Annotated in this window: 20 protein-coding genes; 8 read left to right on the forward strand and 12 right to left on the reverse strand. The window is 50.3% G+C overall.

Annotated elements, in window-relative coordinates; genetic code table 11:
* Positions 1–224: 224 nt before the first annotated feature.
* Positions 225–1,325, reverse strand: coding sequence for a hypothetical protein (locus Pla110_RS09405; protein ID WP_144995448.1), 1,101 nt, complete (start codon positions 1,323–1,325; stop codon positions 225–227).
* Between the two features lie 1,275 nt (positions 1,326–2,600).
* On the opposite strand from Pla110_RS09405, the gene Pla110_RS09410 reads away from it, so the two are divergent.
* Complete coding sequence (locus tag Pla110_RS09410; RefSeq protein ID WP_144995450.1) at positions 2,601–3,560, forward strand: hypothetical protein; 960 nt, start codon at positions 2,601–2,603, stop codon at positions 3,558–3,560.
* Here Pla110_RS09410 and Pla110_RS09415 read toward each other — a convergent pair whose 3' ends face one another.
* The gene (locus Pla110_RS09415; RefSeq protein ID WP_144995452.1) at positions 3,561–4,025 is read right to left on the reverse strand and encodes a VOC family protein; all 465 of its coding nucleotides are present in this window, start codon (positions 4,023–4,025) and stop codon (positions 3,561–3,563) included.
* Between the two features lie 39 nt (positions 4,026–4,064).
* Entirely contained in the window at positions 4,065–4,751 is a 687-nt protein-coding gene (locus Pla110_RS09420; protein ID WP_197440624.1) for a class I SAM-dependent methyltransferase, read from the reverse strand.
* Between the two features lie 307 nt (positions 4,752–5,058).
* Here Pla110_RS09420 and Pla110_RS09425 point away from each other — a divergent pair, with 307 nt between their 5' ends.
* The 4 genes from Pla110_RS09425 (at position 5,059) to Pla110_RS09440 (ending at position 8,964) form a co-directional block, all read left to right on the forward strand.
* Positions 5,059–5,748, forward strand: a complete 690-nt coding sequence (locus Pla110_RS09425) for a hypothetical protein (RefSeq protein ID WP_144995456.1) — start codon at positions 5,059–5,061, stop codon at positions 5,746–5,748.
* Positions 5,749–6,137: 389 nt separating this feature from the next.
* Positions 6,138–7,190 (forward strand): coiled-coil domain-containing protein, encoded by a 1,053-nt coding sequence (locus tag Pla110_RS09430; RefSeq protein ID WP_144995458.1) that lies wholly within the window; start codon positions 6,138–6,140, stop codon positions 7,188–7,190.
* 239 nt (positions 7,191–7,429) lie between these two features.
* Positions 7,430–7,741 carry a hypothetical protein gene (locus Pla110_RS09435; protein ID WP_144995460.1) on the forward strand — a complete coding sequence of 104 codons (312 nt, stop codon included), beginning with the start codon at positions 7,430–7,432 and terminating at the stop codon, positions 7,739–7,741.
* Positions 7,742–7,986: 245 nt separating this feature from the next.
* A complete protein-coding gene (locus tag Pla110_RS09440) occupies positions 7,987–8,964 on the forward strand; it encodes an SGNH/GDSL hydrolase family protein (protein ID WP_144995462.1) in 978 nt (325 codons plus the stop codon).
* A 117-nt stretch (positions 8,965–9,081) separates the two neighbouring features.
* Here the strand turns inward: Pla110_RS09440 and Pla110_RS09445 are convergent, their stop codons facing one another.
* From Pla110_RS09445 to Pla110_RS09470, 6 genes are all read right to left on the reverse strand, one after another.
* Positions 9,082–9,648: a DJ-1/PfpI family protein gene (locus Pla110_RS09445; protein ID WP_144995464.1), complete on the reverse strand. Its 567-nt coding sequence runs from the start codon at positions 9,646–9,648 to the stop codon at positions 9,082–9,084.
* Positions 9,649–9,884: 236 nt separating this feature from the next.
* Positions 9,885–10,199 carry a hypothetical protein gene (locus Pla110_RS09450; protein WP_144995466.1) on the reverse strand — a complete coding sequence of 105 codons (315 nt, stop codon included), beginning with the start codon at positions 10,197–10,199 and terminating at the stop codon, positions 9,885–9,887.
* Positions 10,200–10,540: 341 nt separating this feature from the next.
* Positions 10,541–11,587: a sugar phosphate isomerase/epimerase family protein gene (locus Pla110_RS09455; RefSeq protein WP_144995468.1), complete on the reverse strand. Its 1,047-nt coding sequence runs from the start codon at positions 11,585–11,587 to the stop codon at positions 10,541–10,543.
* 147 nt (positions 11,588–11,734) lie between these two features.
* Positions 11,735–13,045, reverse strand: coding sequence for an amidase (locus Pla110_RS09460; RefSeq protein ID WP_144995470.1), 1,311 nt, complete (start codon positions 13,043–13,045; stop codon positions 11,735–11,737).
* Between the two features lie 104 nt (positions 13,046–13,149).
* Positions 13,150–13,881, reverse strand: a complete 732-nt coding sequence (locus Pla110_RS09465) for an SDR family oxidoreductase (RefSeq protein ID WP_144995472.1) — start codon at positions 13,879–13,881, stop codon at positions 13,150–13,152.
* Positions 13,882–14,026: 145 nt separating this feature from the next.
* Positions 14,027–15,349 carry an outer membrane protein assembly factor BamB family protein gene (locus tag Pla110_RS09470; protein WP_144999658.1) on the reverse strand — a complete coding sequence of 441 codons (1,323 nt, stop codon included), beginning with the start codon at positions 15,347–15,349 and terminating at the stop codon, positions 14,027–14,029.
* 308 nt (positions 15,350–15,657) lie between these two features.
* Here Pla110_RS09470 and Pla110_RS09475 point away from each other — a divergent pair, with 308 nt between their 5' ends.
* Complete coding sequence (locus tag Pla110_RS09475; RefSeq protein ID WP_144995473.1) at positions 15,658–17,412, forward strand: divalent metal cation transporter; 1,755 nt, start codon at positions 15,658–15,660, stop codon at positions 17,410–17,412.
* A gap of 320 nt (positions 17,413–17,732) precedes the next feature.
* Here the strand turns inward: Pla110_RS09475 and Pla110_RS09480 are convergent, their stop codons facing one another.
* A complete protein-coding gene (locus Pla110_RS09480) occupies positions 17,733–18,428 on the reverse strand; it encodes an FKBP-type peptidyl-prolyl cis-trans isomerase (protein ID WP_144995475.1) in 696 nt (231 codons plus the stop codon).
* A 174-nt stretch (positions 18,429–18,602) separates the two neighbouring features.
* Here Pla110_RS09480 and Pla110_RS09485 point away from each other — a divergent pair, with 174 nt between their 5' ends.
* Positions 18,603–19,595: an ornithine cyclodeaminase family protein gene (locus Pla110_RS09485; protein ID WP_144995478.1), complete on the forward strand. Its 993-nt coding sequence runs from the start codon at positions 18,603–18,605 to the stop codon at positions 19,593–19,595.
* A gap of 31 nt (positions 19,596–19,626) precedes the next feature.
* On the opposite strand, the gene Pla110_RS09490 is transcribed toward Pla110_RS09485, so the two are convergent.
* On the reverse strand, positions 19,627–21,417 hold the full coding sequence (locus Pla110_RS09490) for a sensor domain-containing diguanylate cyclase (protein WP_144995480.1): 1,791 nt from the start codon (positions 21,415–21,417) through the stop codon (positions 19,627–19,629).
* 393 nt (positions 21,418–21,810) lie between these two features.
* Between Pla110_RS09490 and Pla110_RS09495 the strand changes: the two genes are divergently transcribed.
* The gene (locus Pla110_RS09495) at positions 21,811–22,554 is read left to right on the forward strand and encodes a 3-keto-disaccharide hydrolase (RefSeq protein ID WP_144995482.1); all 744 of its coding nucleotides are present in this window, start codon (positions 21,811–21,813) and stop codon (positions 22,552–22,554) included.
* A 168-nt stretch (positions 22,555–22,722) separates the two neighbouring features.
* On the opposite strand, the gene Pla110_RS09500 is transcribed toward Pla110_RS09495, so the two are convergent.
* Positions 22,723–24,384 (reverse strand): SulP family inorganic anion transporter, encoded by a 1,662-nt coding sequence (locus Pla110_RS09500; RefSeq protein WP_144995484.1) that lies wholly within the window; start codon positions 24,382–24,384, stop codon positions 22,723–22,725.
* Positions 24,385–24,953 lie beyond the last annotated feature (569 nt).

The following is a 24,953-nucleotide window of genomic DNA, read 5'->3' on the forward strand; positions in this document are numbered from 1 at the left end:
TCTGACGCGAGAGATGAAGGCTACTCTGTGCGACGGTAAAGTTCAGGGAGCCATCAAGATGATTTGTTTATCACTAAGGCACGAAGTCACAAAGAGTCTGATTAAGAAATGTTTCTAAACGCTCCTTCTCCAAATCGATTGAATTCTTTTCTTGATGTCTTCGAATCTTAGTGGCTCCAAATATCTCGCCGGGATCTCGGGACAAAAGTCGCACGAAGTAAAAGTTAAGACAATGCCTTATACAGATGATGAATGAAAGTCGCATTGTCCGCTTGCAGGTAGTGCATAACTCCGCCCATGCGGCTGTAGCTTTTGCAGAACCGGAGGTAGTAAGCCGGGTTGGTCTTTGGTGGTTCGCCCTGCGTCCAGTCCCAGCCACCCCCGTCGGCGATGTCGACGACGTAGAAAGAATGATCCTGAACGATATTGCGGCCCGCCTGGAGTCGCATGTTGTTCACGCAACTGATCGTTTTCTCAAAGACCTGGGGGCCCATAATGGCGGAACCGACGGAGAGCACAACACCCTCATCGAGACCTTCGACCGAGCCGCCGAACAGTTTGAAATCCCACTCCGCCGCACGACCTATCGCCGATCCACTGAAGACCGAGTGGTTCGAGATGATGTCATAGCCAATGCCTGGATGAACGGTCATCGGAATTTTATGTTTATAAGCCTGGGCGATGATCGATGCATGTTTCCATTTGTGATTCACCTCGGTCCGACCGGCATTCCATCCCTGCTCTGTCATCGCTTTAAGAAGATCAAACCGGGCTCCGGTCAGGGGATGAGTTGGATTGGATTTAATCTCCTCTAGAAGCTTGTCTGTCGTGGGAAGCGTGACGCCATCTTCCATGATCAGTTTGCCGAGAGAGACACCGTATCCGAGACCGTCAAACGCCCCCGCCATGATCGCCCTGTGGATGTTGGTGGAAGTTTCGTCCCACGTACCAAAGGTCCCCTGATTGACGTTCATCTTCACGCTCTCGGTGGAAGCTCCAAACCAGGAATACTCCCAGTCATGAATCGTCCCGGCCCCGTTGGTCGCGAGGTGGGTGAGGTGGTCGTTCGCCATCATCCGTTCCAGAATTCCGGCAGTTCCATTTCGCAGCAGATGAGCTCCATAAACGAGCATCACTGTCGCCCCTTTTTCGCGCGCACTGCGAATATTGTCCGCACATTCCTGGATGCGACTCTGAATCGCATCCTCAACCGGTTTGGGTTCCGAATCGGGATCGATCAGGATGCTCTCTGCCTGGGTCAGGCTTTCCCGCTGAGCTAGGGGAAGGACTTTCAACTGCGACAAATCAAGAGGCTGAACGCTCACAGGGAGGGCTCCGAAATAGGAAGAAATGGCGGCAAACAAAGGATCATGAACGCCGCATAGCGTAGCCCATCGGAGGATGAATCACAAGGTGAGCAGATGAAGCGAGAACCTCGGACTTCAAGGCTCCATTTTATCCGGAATCGGGTTCAAATTCCTCGGACTATCCGCTTTCTTGATAGTCAATTTAATATCGGGACGTGCTTCCCGAAACTTTCGGGCTCCTTCTGCTGTGATCGATGTGTTGGTTAGTCTTATCTCCGATAAAGTTCGTGATTTTGAAAGCGATTTGAGACCACTGTCTGTGTATTGAGTACCGGTCAGAGTTAATTGTCCAATTACAGGTAAAGTAGCGATATGCGCAAGTGAGTTGTCCGTGGTTTTATCGCTCCACAGAAATAGGTCTTGAAGTGAAGGGAATCTTTTCGGGTCGCCGAAAAACTCATCGGATACATTTGTCAGAAGAAGACTGAGCGAGGATACACTCGGAAAGGGTTCCAGTTTTTGTTCATCGAGATTCTCAATATTTAGGTTTATGAACGACAACGTCCTTAATACGGGAAGCCGTGTAATGGCGTGGATCGTCTTTCGATCAATGGTCATGCTACTCAATGTGAGACCTCTCAGTTGCTGAAATTGATCCACGTCTTGCAAAACGGACGAAGGAAGGTCCAGTCCTTGAACTGTGAGCGATTCTAATTCCGGGAAGAGATTCAACCTTTCGACTTGCTCGGTCGAGATTGTCGAGGGATTAAGCTCAAATTTAGAGGCGTTTATTGAGGAGACTCCATGCGATTCCGAATCAGGTGAACCAAAGCGAAACCAACTGGACGGCGAAGTGAGTTGTGGACGTTTCGGGCTCCAAAGAACGTTTGCCTCGATCAATTCATCCAATAATTCCTGACGCGGGTTGTGATTGTCTCTGAATAGAGAGAATCCGGCGATGAACAGCAGTGGAACGATTGCCGCGATCCACCATCTGAGGCTAAAGGGGGTGTTATTAGTCTGGCTGGAGTCGGTCATTTTTGGGATGAAATCTGGAGATCCATGGGGAGAGAAATAGCGTTATCTTTTTGGTCGGGTTGTTCGAAGCTTCAGGAAACAAGGCCGCGATTCCGGTGCACTTTTCGTTGAATACCGCAGAGAATGACTTACCGTGGGTACGGCTGGTATATTACCATAAAATAATCAAGTCCATACTTCCAGAACGGCAATCTGAATAGAAGAGTTCCCTTACAGTTAAACTGGGTTTGTTCATCATCGTTTAAGGTATCTCTGATGAATCCTTCACCTGCATTTACTCAACGCGCACCCTCCACTAGCTGGGAATCGATTCCGCTGGATGACAGTGGCAATGCGTTCTGGGCCTGGTTCAAACCGCAAAACCTCCCGCAGGGATGTTACTTCCAAATCCCCCCTGCAATCTTTGTCCAGTATGCAAATCAGCCCGTTATTTCATTACGTAATCTGCTAGTGACATCGGGTATCTCCCCAGGGGATGTGAGTAGTTGGTTTCTGTATGGAAATCGCTTTGATGCCGTGGGGGGGACCTCTCCACTGCTCGATCAACCGGTACCGTCTCCCCCTATCGGAACGGATCCGAATATCATTGTCTCCTTGCAAGCTTCAGTGGAATTCGCCCAAGCCGGCGAGAATGCTCTTCAACTTGGAGTCCCCGATACTACTGCTGGTGCTGTGACTGGAGGAGTGACGAAACCTGCCTATGTCGAAGAACTCTTTCGCCGTATGGAATCCGACTGGCAAAAAAGTCTGGAGATCGAACGTCAGTTGAACAATCATCGGAAGACGATGGCGGGGATGATGACGAAGCTGAAAGGTCTCAACCGCGATTTGACATTCGAAGAAAGTTTAGCGGCCACTTCTCAGGATAAAGTCGAGTGGCAGACGACACGCAGCTGGTTGCGAAACAGCGCGATAAAGTTATCGAAACTCGTGAAAGCTTTTGATATTGGTATCACCAGTTCTGCCGGACAGCGATTGAAATTCGCCGATGTCTATGAGAAGTTTATTGAGCCTCGCATTGTCTTCGACGGAATGGAACAGACGCAGCGCGACATTGAATCTTATCGCAAAATGATGCAGACATTAATTCTACGTGTGGGGGGAGCCCAGTCGGACGCGGCGGCCGATGGAGAACGCCGGGCGAATTCGGTTCTCAACAAAATCGCCGGTCATGTACGACAGCAACGTGTCAAAAATCGACGCGATAAACGATGATCAGTTTCCGTTATTTTTGTTCTGTTCACAGAACTCGGTGAAACGTCGCTGCATCTCTTCGCGGGAAACGTCTTCGATGTGGGAACCGAGTAACCACTCGTGGCCAAACGGGTCTGTGACTTTTGCCGCCCGCTCGCCATAGAATTGGTCTTGGGGAGCCATGTTGAGGGTTGCTCCGGCAACGACTGCTTTGTCCGTCATCGCGTCGACATCGTCCACATGCAGGTGCACTGAAGCACCAGTTCCACGCGTTGACTGCGGACCGAGAATGCCGTGCTCGGGGTATTCATCCGAGATCATGATTGTTCTGGAGCCAAATAAAAGTTCGGCGTGCCCTACCCGCCCCCCTGGTTCTGACAGGACAAAGTCAACTTTGGCACCGAAGGCATCAACGTAAAACTGAATGGCGGCTTGAGCATCTTTCACGCGCAAGTAGGGAAACACTTCTTTGATCTCGTTTGCCATGGGGACGCTCCTGCTTAGAGAACATACATGATGTAATGCTTACGACTCAGTTTCCTGGGTTGGTGACGGTGCCAAAATCTCAGCCGGAGCGGTCAAGTGCTGGACCCAAGCGGGGGGAACATTCATAAACACCCAGCTTCGTTTGAACCGCTGCGATTTCAGAAACGGAGCGATGATTTCATCGAGGCGATGCAATCGTTCGCGCTCCGCTTTGACTGAAAGTTTCTTCTTGGCCGAGCGGATATACATGTACTCGAAGTAAGAAAGAGAACCGGTTGGTTTCAATAATCGCCAGTATTGTTCAAAAATGGAGGCGACCAGGTCGGGCGAAAAGTTATTCAGCGGCAACCCGGAAATGATTACGTCATACGGGGCATCGCATTCGAAGTCCTGCAGAGGGCTGCGATGTAACTGGCTCTGGCTGGAGACAGCGTTCCAGTGAGGATCTGTTTCGAAGGAACTTTCCAGCACGTTGGCGAAGTTCTCGTTGATTTCCACCAGATCAAATTGATCCTGAGGACGCAACTGCCGCACGATGAAGCGGGTGAATGCTCCTGTACCCGGTCCCACTTCGAGGACCCGCAGTGGTTTTTCTCCCGCTTCACGTTGCTTTTGGAGCAACGGGCCCGTAATCGCTTTCGCAAGGAATCGGCTGCTGGGGGCAATCGCGCCGGTCGTTTCGAATTGACTGCGGAACTGCCGAAAGAACTCACGATGATGGACCAAGACGTACGACTCCTGAAAGAAAGGCTGACCACTGCTGAACACTCATTTGTTCCGCATGCTGATGAGCGTAGTTTATCCGGAATCGCGGCGACTTCCAACTAATCGGCAGACGACTAAATGAGAGGTAAAGAAATGAAGTCGGACGTTATTTCTTCTTTTCCGGGAAAATTGGGCAATTGAACCGATTCGTTTGGACCCATTGCGTGGTTTCATTGAATGTCGGTTCTGTGGTTTTGCTTCGACGATAAATCAAGGAACGGCACATAAACGCTGATTTACCAGAACTTAAACTATTCGGAGAATGACCATGCGCAGAACCCTTTTAATTGCCGTAGGACTTGTGGCTGTCGTGGGGGTCTTCGTTTATTCACAGTCACCAGACAAATCTCGTGAACAGAACGAGCGCGGAGACAGGCCTGAACAACTAGCTCAAGATGACCGCGAAGAGCGGCCTCGTCGCGGAAATGATGCCCAGGGAGATGCCCGTGAGGAACGTGGACCTCGAGGTGGTGAAGGAGACCGAGGGGGACGAGGAAGACGTGGAGAAGCTCGCGGTGAAGGTCGTGGTCGTGGTGAACGACCGGAACCTCCTCCAAACCCGTTCCTGATTGTGTTTGATACGGACAAAGACGAAAAGATTTCAGCCGAAGAAATTGCAGCTGCCGCTGAGGCACTTTCCAAACTGGATAAAGACGAAGACGGCATCCTGTCGGGTGAAGAAATTCCCGATCCGATCCGTGACTTATTCGAACGATTCCGCGACCGACGTGGTGGTGGACCCGGCTTTGGCGGCGGCGACCGAGGTGATCGAGGAGGACCTGGTGGCGAGCGAGGCCGCGGAGGAATTGGGCGGGGTGGAGACGGCGGACCTCAGGAAGGCGCCGGACGAGGTCGAGGTCGAGGTCGGGGTAGAGATGAACGAGGACCGGGAGATGGATTCCCTACGCCACCTCCTGCGGAAGAAGAAGCTGGTCAGGGATCGGAAAACGCTGAATAAAGAACTGCACTTTCCCGGGGTGGGTATGCAGCCCACCCGGTTAATGCAGGCCGTTCTATGGAATACCTCGGCTCTCAGCGATTCGGGTTTGTCTACTTAGACCGGAGAGGGCATCACAAAATAGGGAAACAGGACCGAATAACTAATCTGGGACTCGTCATCTCCCGGAAAACAGATTACGCTGTAAATAGCGGTTCAAAGGGAGTTCCATCAGGGAGAACGCTGTTTGAACCGTCTTTACTGGCAGTCGGACGCAAGTCACTGCCGGGTGGTCTAAGCAGTCAGTGAGACGATCTAAGTGGGAAGTCCTCGTATAGAGGAATTCCCTGCTTGCTGACCACGTTCCACCCCCACTGGGCCTGTTTTCACGTGATCAGGGAGAAACAAGAATGGTTTCCGAGTCTCGTTCCGGAATGAGTTTTCAGACGTTGGCGATTTTTATCCTTGTCGTCGTGGTACTGCTTTTCATCCTGCTAGTTGTCGTGTTTAACCTGATTGAGCTACGTCAGGATAATACCCGTCTAATAACCGCCAGAGATGAAGTGACGACGATATTGACCGACTCATCTGAAGAGCTGGAAACTCTTCGTCAACAAAGCAAAACGTTGACGGAAGCCCAAACGACTCTGAAAGCACAGCTTGAAGAGGCGGCTCTCCATCAGGCAAAAACTTCGACCGATGCGGAAACAGCTGCAGCGAAGTTGACGGAAGAGAATCAGGAACTTGCAAAGCAGTTGGATGTGATTACCAAAGCAAAACAGGTAGTAGAAACCGAACTGCAAACGATTCAGGCAACCACCGGAAAGCAAACGGCGGAGCAGACTAAACTTCTGAAAACACAACAGGATAAAATCGCCACCTTGACCACTTCATTGACGGAAGCTCAACAGCAGATGCAAACGCTGCAGAAGGAATTGGCGGCAGAGAAAGCTCAGTTGGAGCAAACTGCGAAACTGGCGAAAGAGGCTGAGAAGAAAGTGGTCGAAGAACTGAAACTCGCACAGACTTCGCTCGAACAAACGCAGCAGATGCAGGATCAGTTGACGGATGCTCGCGACAAATCGATGGTGTTGGCAGAAGAGCTAAAAGCTAAAGTCGCAACTGTTTCGACAGAGCTTCAGAAATCGGCGGAACAACTTAGCGAAGTGAGTGCTGCCAACAAAAATCTGAAGACGGAGTTGGAGCAACTGAAAACCGAATTGGCCGAGGCGAAGAAGAATCCTCCCGCGACACCGAAGGAAGAGCTGCAGAAAATTATCGCTGCTGAAATTAAGGCAGGAAACACGGGAACGGCGAAAGAGTTCCAGTCGATGCAGTCGACCTTGCAGGCCCTGCAGGAGCAGTTGAAGGCCATTCAATCGAGTCTTCAACCGGCCCCTGAAACCGGAGCCGATCCCAAACAAGAGACTGTCGAAGCTAAAGAAGAACCTGCCCCTCAGTAGTTTCTCTGACGAATTCAATCAGCAGAAATTTCCGCCTGGCCAATATCTGATGACACCTGACATCAGGCTGAATACAGGTGGCAAATTCTGCTGTTTTGCTAAATCATCGGCTCTCAATAGCTTAGTAAAATCGTTGCAATTGGCACCGAAAATGAAGTGAGTAGATCTTTCACGCGTGACGAGACGTCCATCTTGCGTCTCAAGTATGAAAATTTACTGCTTTGTTAAGGACAGAAGCAATGAAGAAGATCGTTCTATTGGGGGTGGTCGTGGGAAGCCTGATTTGCGTCGGCGCCACGACCCCCGTGCAGGCCGGCCCTCGCTCGTTCGTTCGGGCTCCAGCTCGACATCGGGTCGCCCGGTTACCATTACGGCCATCGACCGTACTATGGGTACGGCGGTTACTACGCCCCTCGACCCCGCGGATACTTTTATGCTGCACCGAGTTACCAGGCGTACGCTCCTCCGCCGGTCTATGCCCCGGATTGCTATCACCCGCCCTATCCGCATTATCATCTGCATGGATATCCGTATTAGATTCTGATTACTGAAATCGGAACCTACGACGAGTTAATCTACCCTTTCGGACACCATGGTGTTCTCAGCAGGTCGAACCTCAGGAAGAGGTCGGCCTGTTCTTTATGGGGCTCAGCTTGATTTGGAACTACAAATCGGACACTGTTCTGAACTCAGGTTGCGCTTGTCTTTCGTCACGCAGCGAGAGAGAATTGAATGCGAATAACATCCTATCTTTCCATCCGATTCTATCCTGGTAAACTCATTGACGAGACTGACTATGCGCTCCAATAAAAAACTGCTTTCTTTTCTTCCCCTTTGTTGTTTACTTTTGATGGCTGCTCTTCATGCCGCCGAAACGCCAACAGCAGACGAAGTTGACGAACGACGAGAAATGGTCGTCGAGGCGGATCGGATTCTGATGCTGGGCGACAGCATTACCTGGGCGGGGTCGTATGTGACGGACATCGATCTCTGGTTGCGGACACAGGATTGGGTTGGTGAGATGCCGCTGGTCATCAACACCGGGCTCAGCAGCGAGACGGTTTCTGGGCTGACGGAAGAAGGTCATGCGGGTGGTAAGTTCCCTCGTCCCGATCTGGCGACCCGGATTGATAGCGTGCTGGCAACGACGAAACCAGATTTGGTCTTCGCTTGTTACGGTATGAACTGCGGCATTTATAAACCATTGGATGAGCAGCGATTCGCCAGTTACAAAGCAGGAATCCGCATGGTTCAGGCGAAAGTCAATGCGGCGGGGGCTAAGCTGATTCTCGTCACTCCCCCCTACTTCGATGATCAGGTTGCGAAGAAAGACTTTTCTTACAACGCGGTGCTTGATGCTTATTCCGACTGGTTGGTGACGTTGCGAGAAGAAGGTCAACCTGTGATCGATCTCCATGACTCTATGCAGGCCGAAGTCGAATCCCGCCGAAAATCTGACCCACAGTTTACGTTTCAAAAAGACTCCATTCATCCCGATTCGGCCGGGCACTGGGCGATGGCTCAACCGATTATTCGTTGGTTCGGTGATGAAGAGAGTGCGAATGCCGAATCACCTGCGGCGATGTTAATTGAAGTAGAGAATGCAGACAAAGTCGTCGGACTGGCGCATCAGCGCATGTCCGTTCTTCGAAATGCCTATCTCACTGCTGCCGGTCACGACCGTCCCGGTGTTCCGGAAGGAAAAGCTGTGGAAGACGCCGAGAAAGAAGCGGAAAAGCTGAACGAGCAATTAAACGCGGCGCTAAAACAATAGAGTTGGTAAATGCCAACCGTGCTCTCTTGGAGTCACGAAGTGGTATTCCAACATACATCAAATATAAAAGGAGGACATCGTGGAATGTCCTCCTTTTTTTTGAGCCTGCTTGTGCGATTAGCAGTTCGCGGCGCGATACTCTTTGAGCATACGCATGAATTCTTTTAACAACGTGGTGTTGTCCATCCAGACGCGAGCACTGACAAGGTTACCATCGACGACGGTTTGTTCATCGACATATTTCCCACCAGCGAAGGTAACGTCCAGGGCACACTTGGCAACTGTTGTCGCGGTCCGACCTTTCAGGCGATCAGCAGCGGCGAGGATTTCAATGCCGTGACAAACCGAGGCGACGGGCTTGTTCTGATCCATTATGACCTGAGTCACTTTGAGCAGGTCCTGGTCGTAGCGGATGTATTCGGGTGCCCGTCCGCCGGAAATGAACATACCAACGTAGTCGTCCGGGTTGATGTCTTTGAAAGCGATATCGGATTGCAGATGGTACCCGGCCGATTCCTGGGTGATGTCCCAACCTGGTGGTTTTTCGTGCATGACCATGTGATAAAGTCGGACTTCGGGCGCGGCGACAACGCATTCGAAGTCGTCCTCCGGTATCCGGAAATAGGGATACATCGTATCGAGGACTTCAGTAGCATCACCAATAATCAGCAGAACTTTGGACATCGTGAACCTTCGGGTATACAGATGGAAACGGAAACGACTCAATCGGTGACATGACCGTTGAACCAGCATCCTATTCTACCGCAAAAACCCGGAAGGACCACTCTCTTCGCCGGAGAAACCCCTGGCCTGAAAAAGCCCAAAACAACTGAAATTACAGAGGTTTGTATGAGTTGAAAAAAAACAGAAAACTTCAACGCAGAATCGGAAAGCGAATTCAGGCTGTTGACGGAACTCGACTAACTGCGGTCGGCAGGCCATTCGTTTTCGCAAATCGTGCAATGAAAGCCGACGAGCGTGGATGTGCCAGGAATGGGCAGGCGGTTGCGATTGAGGATCGCGTTGTCGAGCTCGATTGGCACAACGGATGCGGAATTGCAGCAAGGGCATTCAGAGTTGTCGCGGATCTTTTTCGCTCGGGAAAGCGCCCGCAGCGTTGCTTCATCCAACTGCTGGCGTTGCCGGTTTTCCCACGGACGGCGGAAAGAAAGAATATCAACTGGCTGAACCGCAGTGTGGGCTTGATCGGGGCGATGGATTTTCAACGTGCTCATCCTTGAGCTCTCCTTATAGAGACTAAAATTCCGTCCACAGTGTTCGTCTTGAACATACTGCTGATAACCGTTTTAGAGAGAGATTTGTTAATCTCAAAATACTCAGTCTCGTCCAGTCAGGCAAGAACGAATTGAACATGAAGAACCGATCCGGCGAAAATGTTAAATTAGGAAGGTCTTGATTCCCTCGCCCGGGTACATCCAGATATTGTAGATTGCACAGTTTGACAATATTCCGTTTGGCATGAGTTTGAAACACGATGTCGTATCGAAACAAAAAAAGAGGCCAGACTGGTGCCTGACCTCTTTGGATTACTTGTGTCGATATTGGTTTGTCTCGTTTAGTCCAAACCGAGGATTTCCCGGTTTCGTTTGGTGTCGGTGGCACCGCCGGCGAAATCGTCGAATGTATACGGAGTCTTCTTGATGATGTGATCCGCAATAAAGGGTGCTCCTTCGCGAGCCCCCTGCTCTGGATCTTTAATACAGCATTCCCATTCCAGCACGGCCCATCCATCGTAGCCAGCTTCGGTTAGGAGAGTGAAGACCTGTTTGAAATCAACTTGACCGTCACCGAGAGATCGGAATCGTCCCGCCCGTTTGTCCCAGGACTGGTATCCGCTGTAAACACCAACGCGACCGCTCGGTCGGAATTCCGCATCCTTCACATGGAATGCTTTGATGCGATCTCCGTAGAGACGAATGAAGTCGAGGTAATCGAGCTGTTGCAACACGAAGTGACTAGGGTCGTAGTTGATGCAGCATGCGGGGTGTCCTTTGACTTGGTCGAGCAGCATCTCGAATGTTGCTCCGTCGTAAACATCCGAACCGGGATGAAGTTCGAATGTGATGGTTACTCCATGTTCTTCGGCATGGTCAAAGATGGGCAACCAGCGTTTGGCCAATTCGCTGAAGGCTTCCTCGATGACACCCTCAGGACGCTGCGGCCAGGGGTAAACCATATGCCAGGCGAAGCCGCCCGACATTGCGGGGATCGACTTGGTCCCCAGTTTGGCGGAGACTTCGATCAGCTTTTTGAGTTCCGCCGTCGCCCAACTGCTGACTTCGGTCATGCTTAGACCAGGAGGATGAAATACTTCGAACATCTTGGCGTAAGCGGGATGCATCGCCAGGACCTGCCCCTGCAGGTGGCCAGATAACTCGGTCGGTACCAGCCCCATGTCCTTCAACATTCCGAGGTATTCGTCACAGTAAGTTGACGATTCGACTGCCTTGTCGATCTCGATCATGTTGTCGTTGCCGGTGGGGATCTGAATCCCTTTGTAACCCATTTCGGCAAACCAGGGACCGAGGGTTTTTATATTGTCGAACGGGGCTTCGTCCCGGACAAACTGAGCGAGAAAAACCGCAGGACCTTGAATACTCATCTGGTATATTCCTGTATATTTCAAAAAAACGAGGTTAAACAAAGTTTGGAAATGACTGCGCAGATCATCCCCGGAATGGGAGGTTCTGATCGTACCTCATTCCTGATAATTCAGGCAACCACACCGCCAGGAGAAAGCACCTTGGTCTCAGGACTTCCGTTGGGAAATCGAGATCTGAGTCACATACTCCAATAACTGATCTTCACTTCCTTTTGGGCCAATAATTTGCAATCCGAGCGGCAATCCGGCGTCCGAAAGTTGAACTGGGATCGTAACTGTGGGAAGTCCGAGAAAACTCCAGGGGGCGTTAAACCGGGGATCGCCAGTGGATGCCAGCGGTGGAGCTTCATCAAGAGTGGCCGGACAGATCAGCAGGTCAAAATCACGGAAGTAGTCGTCGGCGTTCTTGCAATAATGATCCTGAACGCTACAGCTTTGCTGGTATTCCGTGATGGGTAATTGTAGACCCGCTTGAATTAGACTGGTGATTCCGGGTTGATAATGTTGTGTGTATTGAAGGAATCGCTCGCGGTGTACTTCTCCGGCTTCGAAGTTCATGATGTTTCGATGGTGAAAGATGATGGCATCGAAATCGATCTCACGACCGGTGGGTATAACCTCATGCCCCACACCAGTCAGTTTGCCGATCACCGATTCCATCATCTCCCGCATTCGCCGCGCGGCGTAGTCGTGGAAATAGAAATTCAAGTGACCGATTCGTAAGGTCTCACGAGTGGTCGTGGGTGTGGCCGAAGTGGAACGAGTCAGTTCCCATAAGAGCCGTGCATCTTCGATTGAACGAGTGAAGAAACCAGGCTGGTCGAGACGTTTGGAAACAGGGAATATTCCTTCCATCGGGAGCGTATCGTACCCCGGTTTGAAGCCGACCACTCCACAATAGGCCGCAGGTCGGGTGACGGAGCCGCCTGTCTGAGTTCCAATAGCCGCGAGACACATTCCACTCGCCACTGCCGCAGCCGAACCACTTGAAGAACCACCCGGAGTGCGATAGAGGTTCCACGGGTTCCGTGTCTCCGTGGGATCAAAGCAGGCGAACTGGGTCGTCGTCGTTTTGGCAAGCAGTACCGCACCGGCATCGAGAAGTCGCTGAACAAGCGGAGCTGTGGAAGTCGCTACCCGTGGCGACTCTGGATCTTCAAACGGTTTGAAACCGCATCCGGTGATCGCCCCTTCAATATCGATGATGTCTTTCACACCGATGGGGATTCCGGCCAACGGCCCCAGGTTCTCTCTTTTCTGCAGGGCGACTGTCTGTTCACTGGAGAGAGCCAGAGCTTCCGGTTCGAACATTCGAACGAGCGCCTGGACTTCCATCTCATCACGCATAATACGATCAAGAGCATTGACAGTGACGGTGTAAGGCGTCGTCGTTCCTGACTTCAAATCAGGTTGCAGACCAGTGATGGTTTCGCCGGGCGTGGGGAAGAGATTGGGCATCGAGATCTACTGGTCGAGAGATTTATTCAATGAAAACATCGGCTGACCTGAGAGTGGGCCTACCGACGTCGATGAAAGCGAGAAGGCCACTGGCCTGTATTGGTTCAGGCAAAGTCCTGCGACGTTGGTTTGATGGTCAGTTCAGGAATGTGTGCTCGTGCTGGTAACTGGCATAACAGTAGGACAGCGGCGGCGACATCTTCCGGTTGCAGAATACGGGCCCGATGTTCTGCAGAAACTGGAACAGGTCGTTTGTCGAGAATAGGTGTTTCCACTTCACCCGGGTAAATATTACTGATGCGAATCCCTTTGTGTCCATCTTCCAGAGCGGCCGTCAATCCGAGAGCTGCCATCGCAAACTTGGAAGCGCTGTAACCAACTCCTCCCAGCGTGCTCGCGCGGATTCCAGCGACAGAGGAGATATTTACAATTAGGCCATCTCCTCGTTTTCGCATTTCGGGCAGAACGGCGTGCATCAGGTTGAAGGCACCGGTCGCATTGACGTTGAGCATCAAGTCCCAGTCTTCGGGTGACAGTTCTGCCATCGACCGTTGTGTGACATTCAAACCGGCGCTATTAACGACGATGTCAATCTGTCCCAACTGTTCCTGAGCCCAGTTAACAAGATCGAAGGTGCCTTGGCGGTCAGCCAGGTCGGCAGTCCGTATGAGAACTTCGCCCGACCCTTTATTTAAAGCGACGACTTCCTGCAGAGGTTCCTCACGACGGCCTGCGACAATGACTTTGGCCCCTTCCCCGGCGAGTGCGAACACGACTGCCCGCCCAATTCCTGTACCGCCACCAACGACGAGCGCGGTCTTGCCTGATAATGACATCAATGTAATCCAGTCTAAAATTAATTCAACGTTTGTGTATTCCCGGCATTGGTCCGAAAATATTTTCAGTTTGTATTTGTCTTACGAGCTTGGTCGAGTGGTCTTCTTTAAAACACGGGAGATCAAAACAGGAATTATTGGCGAATTAAGGCTTCGATTCAATCACATACAGAGCCTGTTTTCCTCGCACCAGAATTTGACCATCGGAGATCGCCGGGCTGGCGATGAACTCGTCGTCGAGTTGATTGACGCTGATTTTTCGGAATTCGGCTGCCGCATCGACGACGGTGCATTCGCCTGCTTTGTTGAGGAAATAGATATGTCCATCGGCGTAAACAGGCGAGGCTTTAAAGTCCCCGCCCAAGCGTTCGCGCCAATGTAACTCTCCTGTCTGGCTGTTGAGACAACTGGCGATTCCATTATCGCTCACCATGAATAGGAGTTTGTCGATCACCACCGGGCAGCACGTATCAGGAGTGTTATTGCGGTAGGACCAGACTACGGCGGCATCGATCCCTTCGTCCAACTTTTCAGGCCGAACCGCTTTTATTTCGCCACGCATGCCGACAGTGGCGTAAACAAGTCCGTCCGCCAGAGTGGGTCCCGTAATCGTTCGTCCGCCTACGAGTCCGGGGAGTTTCCATTTCTGTTCGCCAGTGTGTGGGTCATAGGCGTCCAGCTGATTGCCTCCCATCACGACCAGTTGATCGCCGGAGGGGGTACTGCGAATGATGGGCGTCGTGTAGGCATCGCACTCTTCTGCATTGGCTTCAGTCATGCGGGGGGTGTACCAGACTTCCTTGCCTGTCAGTCGATCGTGAGCGACGATGTAGGACTCCACTGGTTCGTCCTGAATATCGGCTAGTGAATCTTGAATGCAAACCGAGATAACCAAGTCTTCATACAATATCGGGCTGTTGGCATGTCCCCACCAGATTGAATAGTTGCCATAGTCTTCAGGCAGATTGAGCTTCCACAATTGTTCACCTTCGAAGTCGTACGCGGCCAGATCTCCGTTTCCGAAGTGCACGACGACAATCTCGCCATCGGTAATAGGCGAAGGGGATGCCATATTGTGCAGGTTGTGATATTTAGGTGACCGGCTGGAGCCTCCTTCCTGTTTCCGATTGGCCGTTCCTTCACCGACTTTAAGCGACCAGGCAATGTCGTTTGTGGCCCGGTCGATCTTGATCAGTTGTAAAATTCCCTCATCTTCTACAGTTACAAAGATGGAGTCGTTCCAAACGGCGGGCGTGCTCGATCCAGAAATCGGCAATGGAATCTTTGCTGTGATGTGATTTGATTCGGACCATTCAATGGGAAGATTCGTTTCCGAAGAGAGTGACAGTCCTGTTGGTCCGCGCCACTGCGGCCAGTTTTCGGCCAGCGACGGCGTAGCGAGTCCAACAATCAGACAGATTGCCAGCACAGAAGCCTGATGAGTCCGATGTTTAAATGAGGTCAGCATAAGAGACCATTCCAGAGGAAGTTGGAGAGAGTCCGATTGAGAATGTACTCCCATGATACTGGAAATGGATGGGGTTGTCTTGCAGTAACTCGATGCAAATCCAGCGGTTGCAGAAACCTGTATCCACTTTGCTTGTTTCTCACCTTGTAAATGAGTACCGTAGAGGTCCTTTGTCATCTGTAATCATCCTGATGCGAAAATCAACTGGGAATTGCGGCTCAATTCACTGATTGATTTTCTGAATCGTCTTCCCGACTCAGGATGTCCTCTATCATTTTTTCATGATGCTTCATGAGAAGGTTTAATTGATGTCTTCCGATCCCTCCTCCTCTGAACCAACAGATTCGGCCGGTGGCCTTTCCGCGTTGGAACTCGAAAAACAGCAACTACGGGAATTGAATCAAAAACCAGCGATTCCTCGATTTCTGGGTTATGTCAAACTGTCTGGACCGGGCTGGTTGCAGAGCGCGCTTACCCTGGGTGGTGGTTCTCTGGCATCCGGGCTCTATTTGGGCGTATTGACGGGTTACAGCCTCCTCTGGTTGCAACCACTGGCGATGATTCTCGGAGTCATCATGTTAGCGAGCCTCAGCTACCTGACGCTTTCTACCGGGGAACGGACTTTTCGTGCAATCAATTATCATGTCAGCCCCGTTCTGGGATGGGGTTGGTTGATCGGTTCCATGATGGCCAACATGGTTTGGGCACTTCCGCAGTACTCGCTGGCCACCGCCGCGATTAAACAGAATTTAATGCCAGAAGTTTTCGGTTCGATGGAAGGCAATACGGCTAATTATATTCTGGTGCCCATTATTCTGGTGATCTCGACTGCGATCACCTGGAGTTATGGCAGCGGGCATTGGGGTGTTCGATTATATGAACGTATGCTGAAAATAACCGTAGCCCTCGTGGTACTCTGCTTCATGCTGGTTGTCGGGCGGATGGTTGTTGCCGGTGAACTAATATTGAGTGATCTCTTCGCTGGATTTATTCCCTCCCCTGGATCGCTGACAGAGCCTTCACCTGAATACCAGGCTTTACTGGCTGAGATTGAAGTCGCCAATCAACCTTACTGGCGTGAATATATTCTGAATCAACAGTTCGACATCGCTATGGCCGCGTTTGCGACTGCTGTGGGAATCAATATGACGTTTCTCCTTGCTTATTCCACTTTAGGGAGGAACTGGGGTAAAGAACACCGCCCGCTTTCCATTTTCGATTTGAGTACCGGAATGTTCATTCCGTTTCTACTGGCAACGACTTGTGTTGTCGTATCGGCTGGAAACCGTTTCCATGCTCAGCCATTCCGGAATTTATTGGAAACTGTAAACGGCACACTCGAAGAAGGTCAGGATCCTGCCAGCGATAAAGTCGTCGGTGCTTATAAGAAGCTACTGAACGAACGCGTCGCTGCGGACATCAAAGCAGATGATTCCGTCGATTCGTCAGCATGGTTACCGAAAGAATGGGACAGCCAGGTTCAGGCCAGAATGGCGACTGATACCATCAGTGATGCAGAAAAATATCTCGCTTCAACACTGGTAAAACGAGACTCGTTCGATTTATCTCGTTCACTTGAGCCCCTGTTCGGTGGGAAGCTGTTTGCTGATATCATTTTCGGGATTGGTGTATTGGGAATGGCCATGTCCACCATCTCTTTGCTGATGTTGGTTTCCGGTTTCTGCGTGTGTGAAGCCTTGAATGTTCCATCCACAGGTTGGACCTTCCGTCTCGGGACTTTGGCCGCTGCAACAGGGGCATTGGGGCCCTTCTTCTGGACGGAGGCAGCTCCCTACCTGGCCGTGCCAACGTCGGTCTTTGGACTCGTGTTGCTGCCCATCGCGTACGCGTCTTTCTTCTTCCTGATGAACTCGAAAAGCTATATGAAAGAGGAATTGCCGACAGGGACGAAGAAGCTGTTGTGGAACATATTAATGCTCTGTTCCACATTGACGGCGATCGTCGCCAGTACTTATGCGATCTGGGATAAGGCAGGTTGGATGGGGATCGCTGGGCTGACACTCTTTGTGACGGCTGCAGTAATGACTTGGCGTAAACGCTAGAGCGCATTCCAGATAACCGTAGGTTGTTCTGGCAGCGTACCCTACTGTTTTTAAGGTCTTTTCGGGACCGATAGTTGCCACACTTATCCTGGACAGGATCTAAAACCTGGAATAGCCGCTCGTCCGTCTCGAAGCGGGCGAGCGTGAAGATTCTTGGCAGGCGATTCCAGTGGTGAATCAGATCAAGTTAAATCTCTGGGGTTGGTTTACTAACTGCAGAGAAAATAAGCAATAAAAAAACGGGAGTGGGTATCTGATACCCACTCCCGTTTTTTGTTTATTCAATCAAATGAAATCATTGAATTGAAATTCAGTTTGATTTATTCGCCGATGCCGAGCAGTTCGACTTCGAAGACCAATGTTTCATTAGGACCGATTGGTCCACCGGGCCGAGGATTTTCGCCGTAGGCCAGATCGCCAGGAATGACGAATTTGAATTTGGAGCCGACGTTCATCAGTTGAACACCTTCGGTCCAGCCTTGAATGACGCCATCCAGTGGGAAGGAAATTGGTTCGCCGCGATCAACTGAACTATCGAAGACAGTACCGTCGGTCAGTGTTCCGTGATAATGCACTTTGACTTTGTCAGTCGCTTTAGGGCTCTCACCTGCACCTTTTTTCAGCACTTCGTACTGCAGGCCACTTTCAGTAGTCGTGACTTCTTTGCGTTTCGCATTTTTAGCGAGAAACGCTTCCCCTGCTTTTTTGTTTTCTTCAGCAGCCATCTCGATTTTCTGAACCTGATAGGTGGTTACGGCTTCGCGGATTTCGGTTTCGGAAATAGGTGGTTCGGCTTTATCGAACGCATCTTTAACCCCTTTGGCAAACATGGTGAGGTCAAAAGTCATTCCCCCCTCGGCCAGATTCTTTCCAATACTGTATCCGATTCCGTAGGCGGCTTTGTCTTCGAGTGTCTTCAATTCTTCAACCTTGGTTTGGGCGATAGCAAGTGGGCAACTGATCGCATAGATCAGACCAACTGCACACAGAGGAACCGCCAATTTAAATAAACGCATGTGAGACCCTTCTGAGGTGATAAGGTGGGCTGCGACGAGGGAAAGTCTCTCGTAGGAATATCCTCAGTTCGCAGTATTTGGTGGATTGCTATTGTAGGGGATTATTTACAGTATAGTGGTGGCCGACAACTGCTGTCTAATCAACTATTTGCTTAAATTCCGGACCCGAACTGAATGTCATACCCGTCCCCTGTTCCCGTTATAGACGATTCGACACTACCCGAACTGGTCCCAATGACGGTCGCCTTGGACTTGATGGAACAGGCCTTTGGGTACCATGCGCAAAGTAAACTGTTGGCACCACCTCGGTTACGATCTGAAATGCAGTCGGGTGATTTAATGTTCACATGTGGGGCAATCTTGGATGAACAAGGCCAACTCGGTTTCCGAGTTTACGATTTGAAACAGGTCTCTTCGCCTCTGCGATCAGAAATTACTCCTCTGTTTTCCTCGAAAAACGGCCAATTGGAAGGCCTTTGCGTTGGTCCCTTCCTGGGAGCATGGCGGACGGGAGCAATCGGCGGTGTCATCCAAAAGTACCTCACTTCGATTCAGTCAGGGAAAATGGCGATCATCGGAACTGGTTACCAGGCGCGGACACAGTTGCTCGCGGCGGCAGCGGCTCTTCCATTGACGAAAGTCGAGATCTATGGGCGAACTCGGACTAGAGCAGAGAATTTTCTTTCGGAAATGCAAGAATTTCTCGCAAAGCAAGGTACTAAAATCGCCAAAATCAATCTGGCCAGCTCCATTCAGTCAGCGGTTCACGGGGCCGATTTAGTAGTGACGGCCACTAAGAGTGAGGAGCCCATTCTGGAACCGAACTGGCTTACAGAGCATGTTCATGTCCATAACGTGGGTCCGAAATTCAAAGAAGCTCATGAAATCCCCTTGGAATTCATCAGCAGCTGTGCAACCACGGTTACGGACTCGCTCCAGCAGACGAAGAGCTATGACAGCTTCCTGTTAAACGGAACTGCAGAAGCTAACCGGTTGCAGGAATTCTCGCAGCTATTGCAAACAGCGAATCGTACCAGCAATCCCAGGGGTTATTGGAGTTCGCTGCAGCAGCAGCGAAGCTACTGTTGTTCTATCGGCCTGGCAGGATCGGAATTGTTCATTGCTCGCGAAGCAATACGGGCCATGCGGGAAAAGCAGAACGGTTGATTCGAAGAGCACAATTCGCGAATCAGAAGGCTTAGTTCTGATACATTGCCGGAGAAGCTTTTTCCGATTGTCGAAGTTTCGGTTTCACTTGGGATGTGAGGCCCTTCGGTCCCTCTATCGCGCGGTCCTTTTCAGAGGTGGTTGAAACCAAGGTCTGGTTTCGACCTGCATGTTTCGCTTTGTACAAAGCTTCGTCGGCGGCTTTAATCATCCCTTCGACGTCCGAGGCATTTTCGGGGAAGCTCGAGATTCCGGAACTCATTGTGATCAGGAATTCACCATGTTCTGATAATCCAGGAGTCGTTTCTCTCGCCTTACGAATCGATTCCGTGATGCGAAGTGCTCCCGCTGCAGAGACGCCGGGCAACAGGATTGCCATCTCTTCTCCACCGTAGCGAGCAACAAGAACGGAATCGTTGGTACGTGTCTGGTTCGTGATTCGTTTCAGGATATCGGCCGTCTCTTTCAAGACGGTGTCCCCAACTTGGTGCCCATGCCGATCGTTGATGTTTTTAAAGTGATCGAGGTCGATAAGGACCAGAGAACAAGTCGTCTGTTGAGATTTTGCGACGAACAGTTCCTGAGTAATGCGTTCATCAAAAGTGCGACGATTCGCGATTTTGGTAAGCCCGTCCAATGTTGCTTTGCGGCGGACAATCGCTTCGCTCAATGTTTTGGAAACGCAATCCGCTATCAAGGGAGAAGCCCACTGTACGAATTCAACGTGCCGGGGGCTGTAGGGCAAGCAGGATGAACGGGTCAAGCAGGCGACTGCCAACAGATTGCCATCCTGGCTTCGCAGTGAAAGCAAGATTGCCTGGTTGATCGTCTCTGTGATCTTGACTTTTTCCAGCGAGGCTTTATTGAGATTGATAAAGTCTTTGTTTGACATTTTTACCAAAGTCGCCAGGTAATACTCGTCTTTAGATCGTTTGAATTCCAGATTGGGATTGTTTCCCGGTCCGTGTTCAAGTTTTATCAACGGGGCTTTTCTCAGCTCCTGTTTTTCGTTTTCGACGAGATACAACATACAACGGTCGGTCTCAGTCAGTTCGACCAGCTTTTGCAGGAATCCTTGCAAGTTGCTGCCAATCAGATTCTGCATTTCCAGTTTAACCTGGGTCAGTTGCAGTTGTTCCAGTTGCTCTTGCAGTTGTCCCTGTTGACGAAGACGAATATCGATTCCACGTACCAGTCGGCGGGTGAATTCAAGTTGTTCGTTAAGGTTGACGTTACTGGGATAGAGTGCCGAAGTAATAAAGAGGTAGCGGATGCCATCGATTTCGGGAGTCGTAAAGATAAAGACCTTATCGAGGAAAGGTCGTGTCTCCCTGTTGACGAATTTCAACAGTCCGCTCTGCTCCAAATCTTTCTGTTCCAGCTTCAGCGTGTGCTCTCCACGCATCTGTTCGAGAAGATCGCGTGGAATTCCTTTCGTTGCAAAGCTACTCCGCTCTCCCCGGTAATTTAAGACCGTCTGTTTTTCATTTTCGATCGAGTACAGGGCACACAGACCCTCTTGGGTATTCGGCAACAGTCGTTCGAATAAAGTATCGATATAAATTCGGATATCGGGCGTACCGAGAATGTCACGTAAGAGTCGGTTTTCGAGCCGGGAAAGATTGTGACTCAGCTTTAAACCATCCAGTTCGAATTGAACGTATTCGACCTGTTTTAATGTTTGTTTAAGTTCCTCTTCAGCTTGCTTACGCCGATGGATCGTGAGGATATAGTGCAACAGACAAACGACCGAAAGCGAAACAACCAGACCATTCATAATGATGGAGGTCGTCAGCAGGTGTAGTGTGGGAAGGGATTCCATGTTGCGACGATTTCATAGCTAGTAAGTTCAGAAGAAAATCAATGACGAGCCAGCCGCGGTCATCGAAAAGTAACATTCTCAGGCGGAAATTCCTGTGAGCGAGTGAACTCGCTATTGAACGAACTTAACCAAGCAGGTTGCTACAATTACTGCTGTGGTCTTCGATGACTTAATGAAACGTAGCTCAGAAGATAAGTACAGGTGAAACATTTCAATTGGTGAAATAAGTATACATACTCCCATTTCGACCCTTATCCGGTATAATCGTTAGTACCGGTAGGTGACTCTTCGTTACCAGTTCCGTTTGGATGGATCGAATTGATTTCGCCTTGTGGTTTTTCTATGTATTCCCTCAATTTCTCACCCCCCCCCTGATTGTCCGGAGAATGAAAATTGTCTGCTGATCTTTCCCGCTTCCGATGTCTCACTTTCTTCTCATTTGCCGTGACTGCTCTCTTACTGAGTTTCTCCGGGACACTATTTGCGGAGGACAAAGAGACGGCAACAGAGACTCAAGCTGAGACCGATTCAAAAAATGAAGATCAGGAATGGAAACTTCTGTTTGACGGAAAGTCGCTGAAGGACTGGAAAACGACCAAGTTTGGTGGCGAAGGAGATGTCACCGTTGAAGAGGGAAACATGGTCATTGGTTTCGGAGTCGACCTGAGTGGAGTGAACTACACTGGAAAAACTCCCACTCAAAACTACGAAGTCGAATTGGAGGCCAAGCGGATCGACGGGAACGATTTCTTCTGTGGGTTAACCTTTCCCGTTGAGAAATCTTCCTGCTCTCTGATTGTCGGTGGATGGGGGGGCGGTCTCTGTGGGCTTTCCAGTCTTAATGGAAATGACGCCGCCGAAAATGAAACCGCAACCTGGCAATCTTTTGAAGATGATAAATGGTACAAAATTCGGCTCCGGGTTGAACCGGAGCAAATTCAGGCGTGGATTGATGACGAGCGAATTGTAAACGCAAACATCAAAGGGCGGACACTAACTGTTCGCGGTGAGGTTTTGCTATCCAGACCTTTCGGAATCGCAACATGGCAGACTTCAGCTGCTTTGCGGAACATCCGTATTCGTGAATTGAAAAAGAGTATTGAAGCGAAAGCCGAATCTACCGAAGTCAAAGAATGACAGGCTAGCTCGAGGATGTAACACAGAGAATAGGCCCCTATTGTCCGAGATATCCTTTTAGGCTGAAACGTCATCGCTCAAAAAAACCGGTCCTTCCCAGGTATGGAAAGGCCGGTTGTTTTATTTCCCATTCTGTAGATCAGGAAGGTCCTGTCGCATGAACTCCATTCAGGAGACATTCAATTCCAGTACGTCATCCGCTTTGCGGACCAGACGGGCACAATCTTCTTTGAGGTGCATGATTGTCAATTGTTTTCCCTGTTGACGATACAGTTGAGCCACTGCGTTAATTGCTTCCAGAGCGGAGTGGTCGTAGACCGTACAGTCCTGAAATTCAATGACGACATGTTCAGGGTCGTTAATCGGATCGAAGAACTCTTTGAAACTGGAAACAGCTCCAAAGAAGAACGATCCTTTCAGGACGTAGGTTCGAGTATCACCATCGTCGATGATATCGACATTTAATCGGGTCGATTTCTTCCAGGCAAATACCAGTGAGGAAACTGCAACACCGGCTACCACGGCGATAGCAAGGTCGAAGATAACCGTCATCGCAGAGACCAGAATGATCACGAGGAAGTCACTTCCCGGAATTTTGTTCCAGAGTCTTAAGGTGGTCCATTCGAAAGTAGCGATCACGACGATAAACATCACACCCACGAGCGAAGCAACTGGGATCAGCCCGATGCAATTCCATAGTGGCGGAAAAATAATGAAACAGAGAAGGAAGCTGGCGGCGCAAATACCGGATAGTCTCCCACGTCCACCAGATCGAATGTTAATCATGGACTGGCCAATCATGGCACAACCACCCATCCCACCGAATAACCCACAGATAATATTAGCCGCTCCCTGCCCAATACACTCCCGGTTACTGCTGCCTCGGGTCTGAGTCAGTTCGTCAATCAAGGTCAGGGTCATGAGCGATTCGATCAATCCGACGGCGGACAAAGTGAGCGCCAGGCCGAGAATGATCATGAAGCTTTGAGGTGTCCAATCAATAGAAGGGATCTGGAAGGCTCCCGCAATTCGCGTCGATTCTTCTTCGGGAACTTCGACGTCCGCAGCGGCTAGTGCCGTTCCGGCGGCGTCAATCTCGGAGAGTTTCAGATCCTCTTTTTGTTCGTTGAACAACTTGGATTTAAATGTTTTCTCTGCCGCCATCTCATTCTGACTTTCAACGAAGTCCTGAACAGTGACAGACTCAATCGGGCTGAAGTTGACGAGTAATGTCATCGCGACGATGGCCACGAGTGTCCCAGGAACTGCTTTTGTGAATCGTGGCAGATAATGAATGATGAGCATCGTACCACCAATGAGGCACAGAGTCGTCAGCAACGCGCCTCCGGACATCCAGTCACCCGTAATCTGAAAATTACCAGTCATCTTGTCGTATAACAGACGGTAGTTTTCTTTGAACTGTCCAAACTGCGCGAGCCCGATCACGATCGCAAGCCCGTTGACGAACCCTAATGTCACCGGATGAGGTAATATGCGTACCAGCTTTCCGAGCTTGAACACTCCACATAGTATCTGAATGATGCCGCATAGAATCACGGCGGCAAACATGTACTCGATTCCGTGCAGAATGATAAAGGCAGTCATCACAACGGCCATGGCACCGGTTGCACCGGAGATCATCCCCGGGCGTCCACCCAGAATGGAGGTAACAAACCCCATGATGAACGCAGCCCATAAACCGACGAGCGGGTCAACTCCTGCTACGAAAGCAAAAGCAACTGCTTCAGGGACAAGTGCGAGGGCGACGGTTAATCCGGAAAGGAATTCGTTTTTGAAATTGGATTGTCGCTTGATCAGTAAGTCAATCATGCGGAAAGAAAAGCCTTTAACGTACGAGGATTGATTTGTGGAATCGTATACGGACGATGTTCGTTTGCATGAGCCGGAGGCCCTTCCCCTCTGCGAAAATTCCGCGCAGTTGAAGGTATCCTTTGCCGGGCCAAATCAGCACCGGTTGACTCAATGAATAACAATTGGATGAATAAAATCAGTGGCACAGAAAATGAACTGGTACAAAGGGACCTGCTATTTATGTGAAATCGATTTGCCGGACCCTCTCCTGCCGTCGGGGCAGCCAAATCTTCTTCCAGTTCTCCGCATCAGGCGCGCAAGATATTCACATTTCGATCTGTTTCGAACGAAACAACATCACCAACGTGGAAGCAGGAGCCATTTTCACAGCTGAAGCTGATCTAAAATTCCGGTTCAATTACCGGAAAGCTCAAGCGCATGAGCTAGACCTGGAGTATTTGGCTCAACAGGCATTTCCTGATCTCAGGAGCGATGCGGCTGTTGATAACTCAAACAGGTCGTATGGGGTAGGAAGTTATTTGCGGGGCGAATTGACTCGGAAATTTGCTTTCGAATGCAATCCGGTT

The organism is Polystyrenella longa (assembly GCF_007750395.1).
Taxonomy (GTDB): domain Bacteria; phylum Planctomycetota; class Planctomycetia; order Planctomycetales; family Planctomycetaceae; genus Polystyrenella; species Polystyrenella longa.

Excerpts from the sequence above, each read along its gene's own strand:
- Pla110_RS09410 (WP_144995450.1), top strand. The coding sequence starts at position 2,601 with ATGAATCCTTCACCTGCATTTACTCAACGCGCACCCTCCACTAGCTGG.
- Pla110_RS09415 (WP_144995452.1), bottom strand. The coding sequence starts at position 4,025 with ATGGCAAACGAGATCAAAGAAGTGTTTCCCTACTTGCGCGTGAAAGAT.
- Pla110_RS09425 (WP_144995456.1), top strand. The coding sequence starts at position 5,059 with ATGCGCAGAACCCTTTTAATTGCCGTAGGACTTGTGGCTGTCGTGGGG.
- Pla110_RS09430 (WP_144995458.1), top strand. The coding sequence starts at position 6,138 with ATGGTTTCCGAGTCTCGTTCCGGAATGAGTTTTCAGACGTTGGCGATT.
- Pla110_RS09435 (WP_144995460.1), top strand. The coding sequence starts at position 7,430 with ATGAAGAAGATCGTTCTATTGGGGGTGGTCGTGGGAAGCCTGATTTGC.
- Pla110_RS09440 (WP_144995462.1), top strand. The coding sequence starts at position 7,987 with ATGCGCTCCAATAAAAAACTGCTTTCTTTTCTTCCCCTTTGTTGTTTA.
- Pla110_RS09445 (WP_144995464.1), bottom strand. The coding sequence starts at position 9,648 with ATGTCCAAAGTTCTGCTGATTATTGGTGATGCTACTGAAGTCCTCGAT.
- Pla110_RS09450 (WP_144995466.1), bottom strand. The coding sequence starts at position 10,199 with ATGAGCACGTTGAAAATCCATCGCCCCGATCAAGCCCACACTGCGGTT.
- Pla110_RS09455 (WP_144995468.1), bottom strand. The coding sequence starts at position 11,587 with ATGAGTATTCAAGGTCCTGCGGTTTTTCTCGCTCAGTTTGTCCGGGAC.
- Pla110_RS09460 (WP_144995470.1), bottom strand. The coding sequence starts at position 13,045 with ATGCCCAATCTCTTCCCCACGCCCGGCGAAACCATCACTGGTCTGCAA.
- Pla110_RS09465 (WP_144995472.1), bottom strand. The coding sequence starts at position 13,881 with ATGTCATTATCAGGCAAGACCGCGCTCGTCGTTGGTGGCGGTACAGGA.
- Pla110_RS09470 (WP_144999658.1), bottom strand. The coding sequence starts at position 15,349 with ATGCTGACCTCATTTAAACATCGGACTCATCAGGCTTCTGTGCTGGCA.
- Pla110_RS09475 (WP_144995473.1), top strand. The coding sequence starts at position 15,658 with ATGTCTTCCGATCCCTCCTCCTCTGAACCAACAGATTCGGCCGGTGGC.
- Pla110_RS09480 (WP_144995475.1), bottom strand. The coding sequence starts at position 18,428 with ATGCGTTTATTTAAATTGGCGGTTCCTCTGTGTGCAGTTGGTCTGATC.
- Pla110_RS09485 (WP_144995478.1), top strand. The coding sequence starts at position 18,603 with ATGTCATACCCGTCCCCTGTTCCCGTTATAGACGATTCGACACTACCC.
- Pla110_RS09490 (WP_144995480.1), bottom strand. The coding sequence starts at position 21,417 with ATGGAATCCCTTCCCACACTACACCTGCTGACGACCTCCATCATTATG.
- Pla110_RS09500 (WP_144995484.1), bottom strand. The coding sequence starts at position 24,384 with ATGATTGACTTACTGATCAAGCGACAATCCAATTTCAAAAACGAATTC.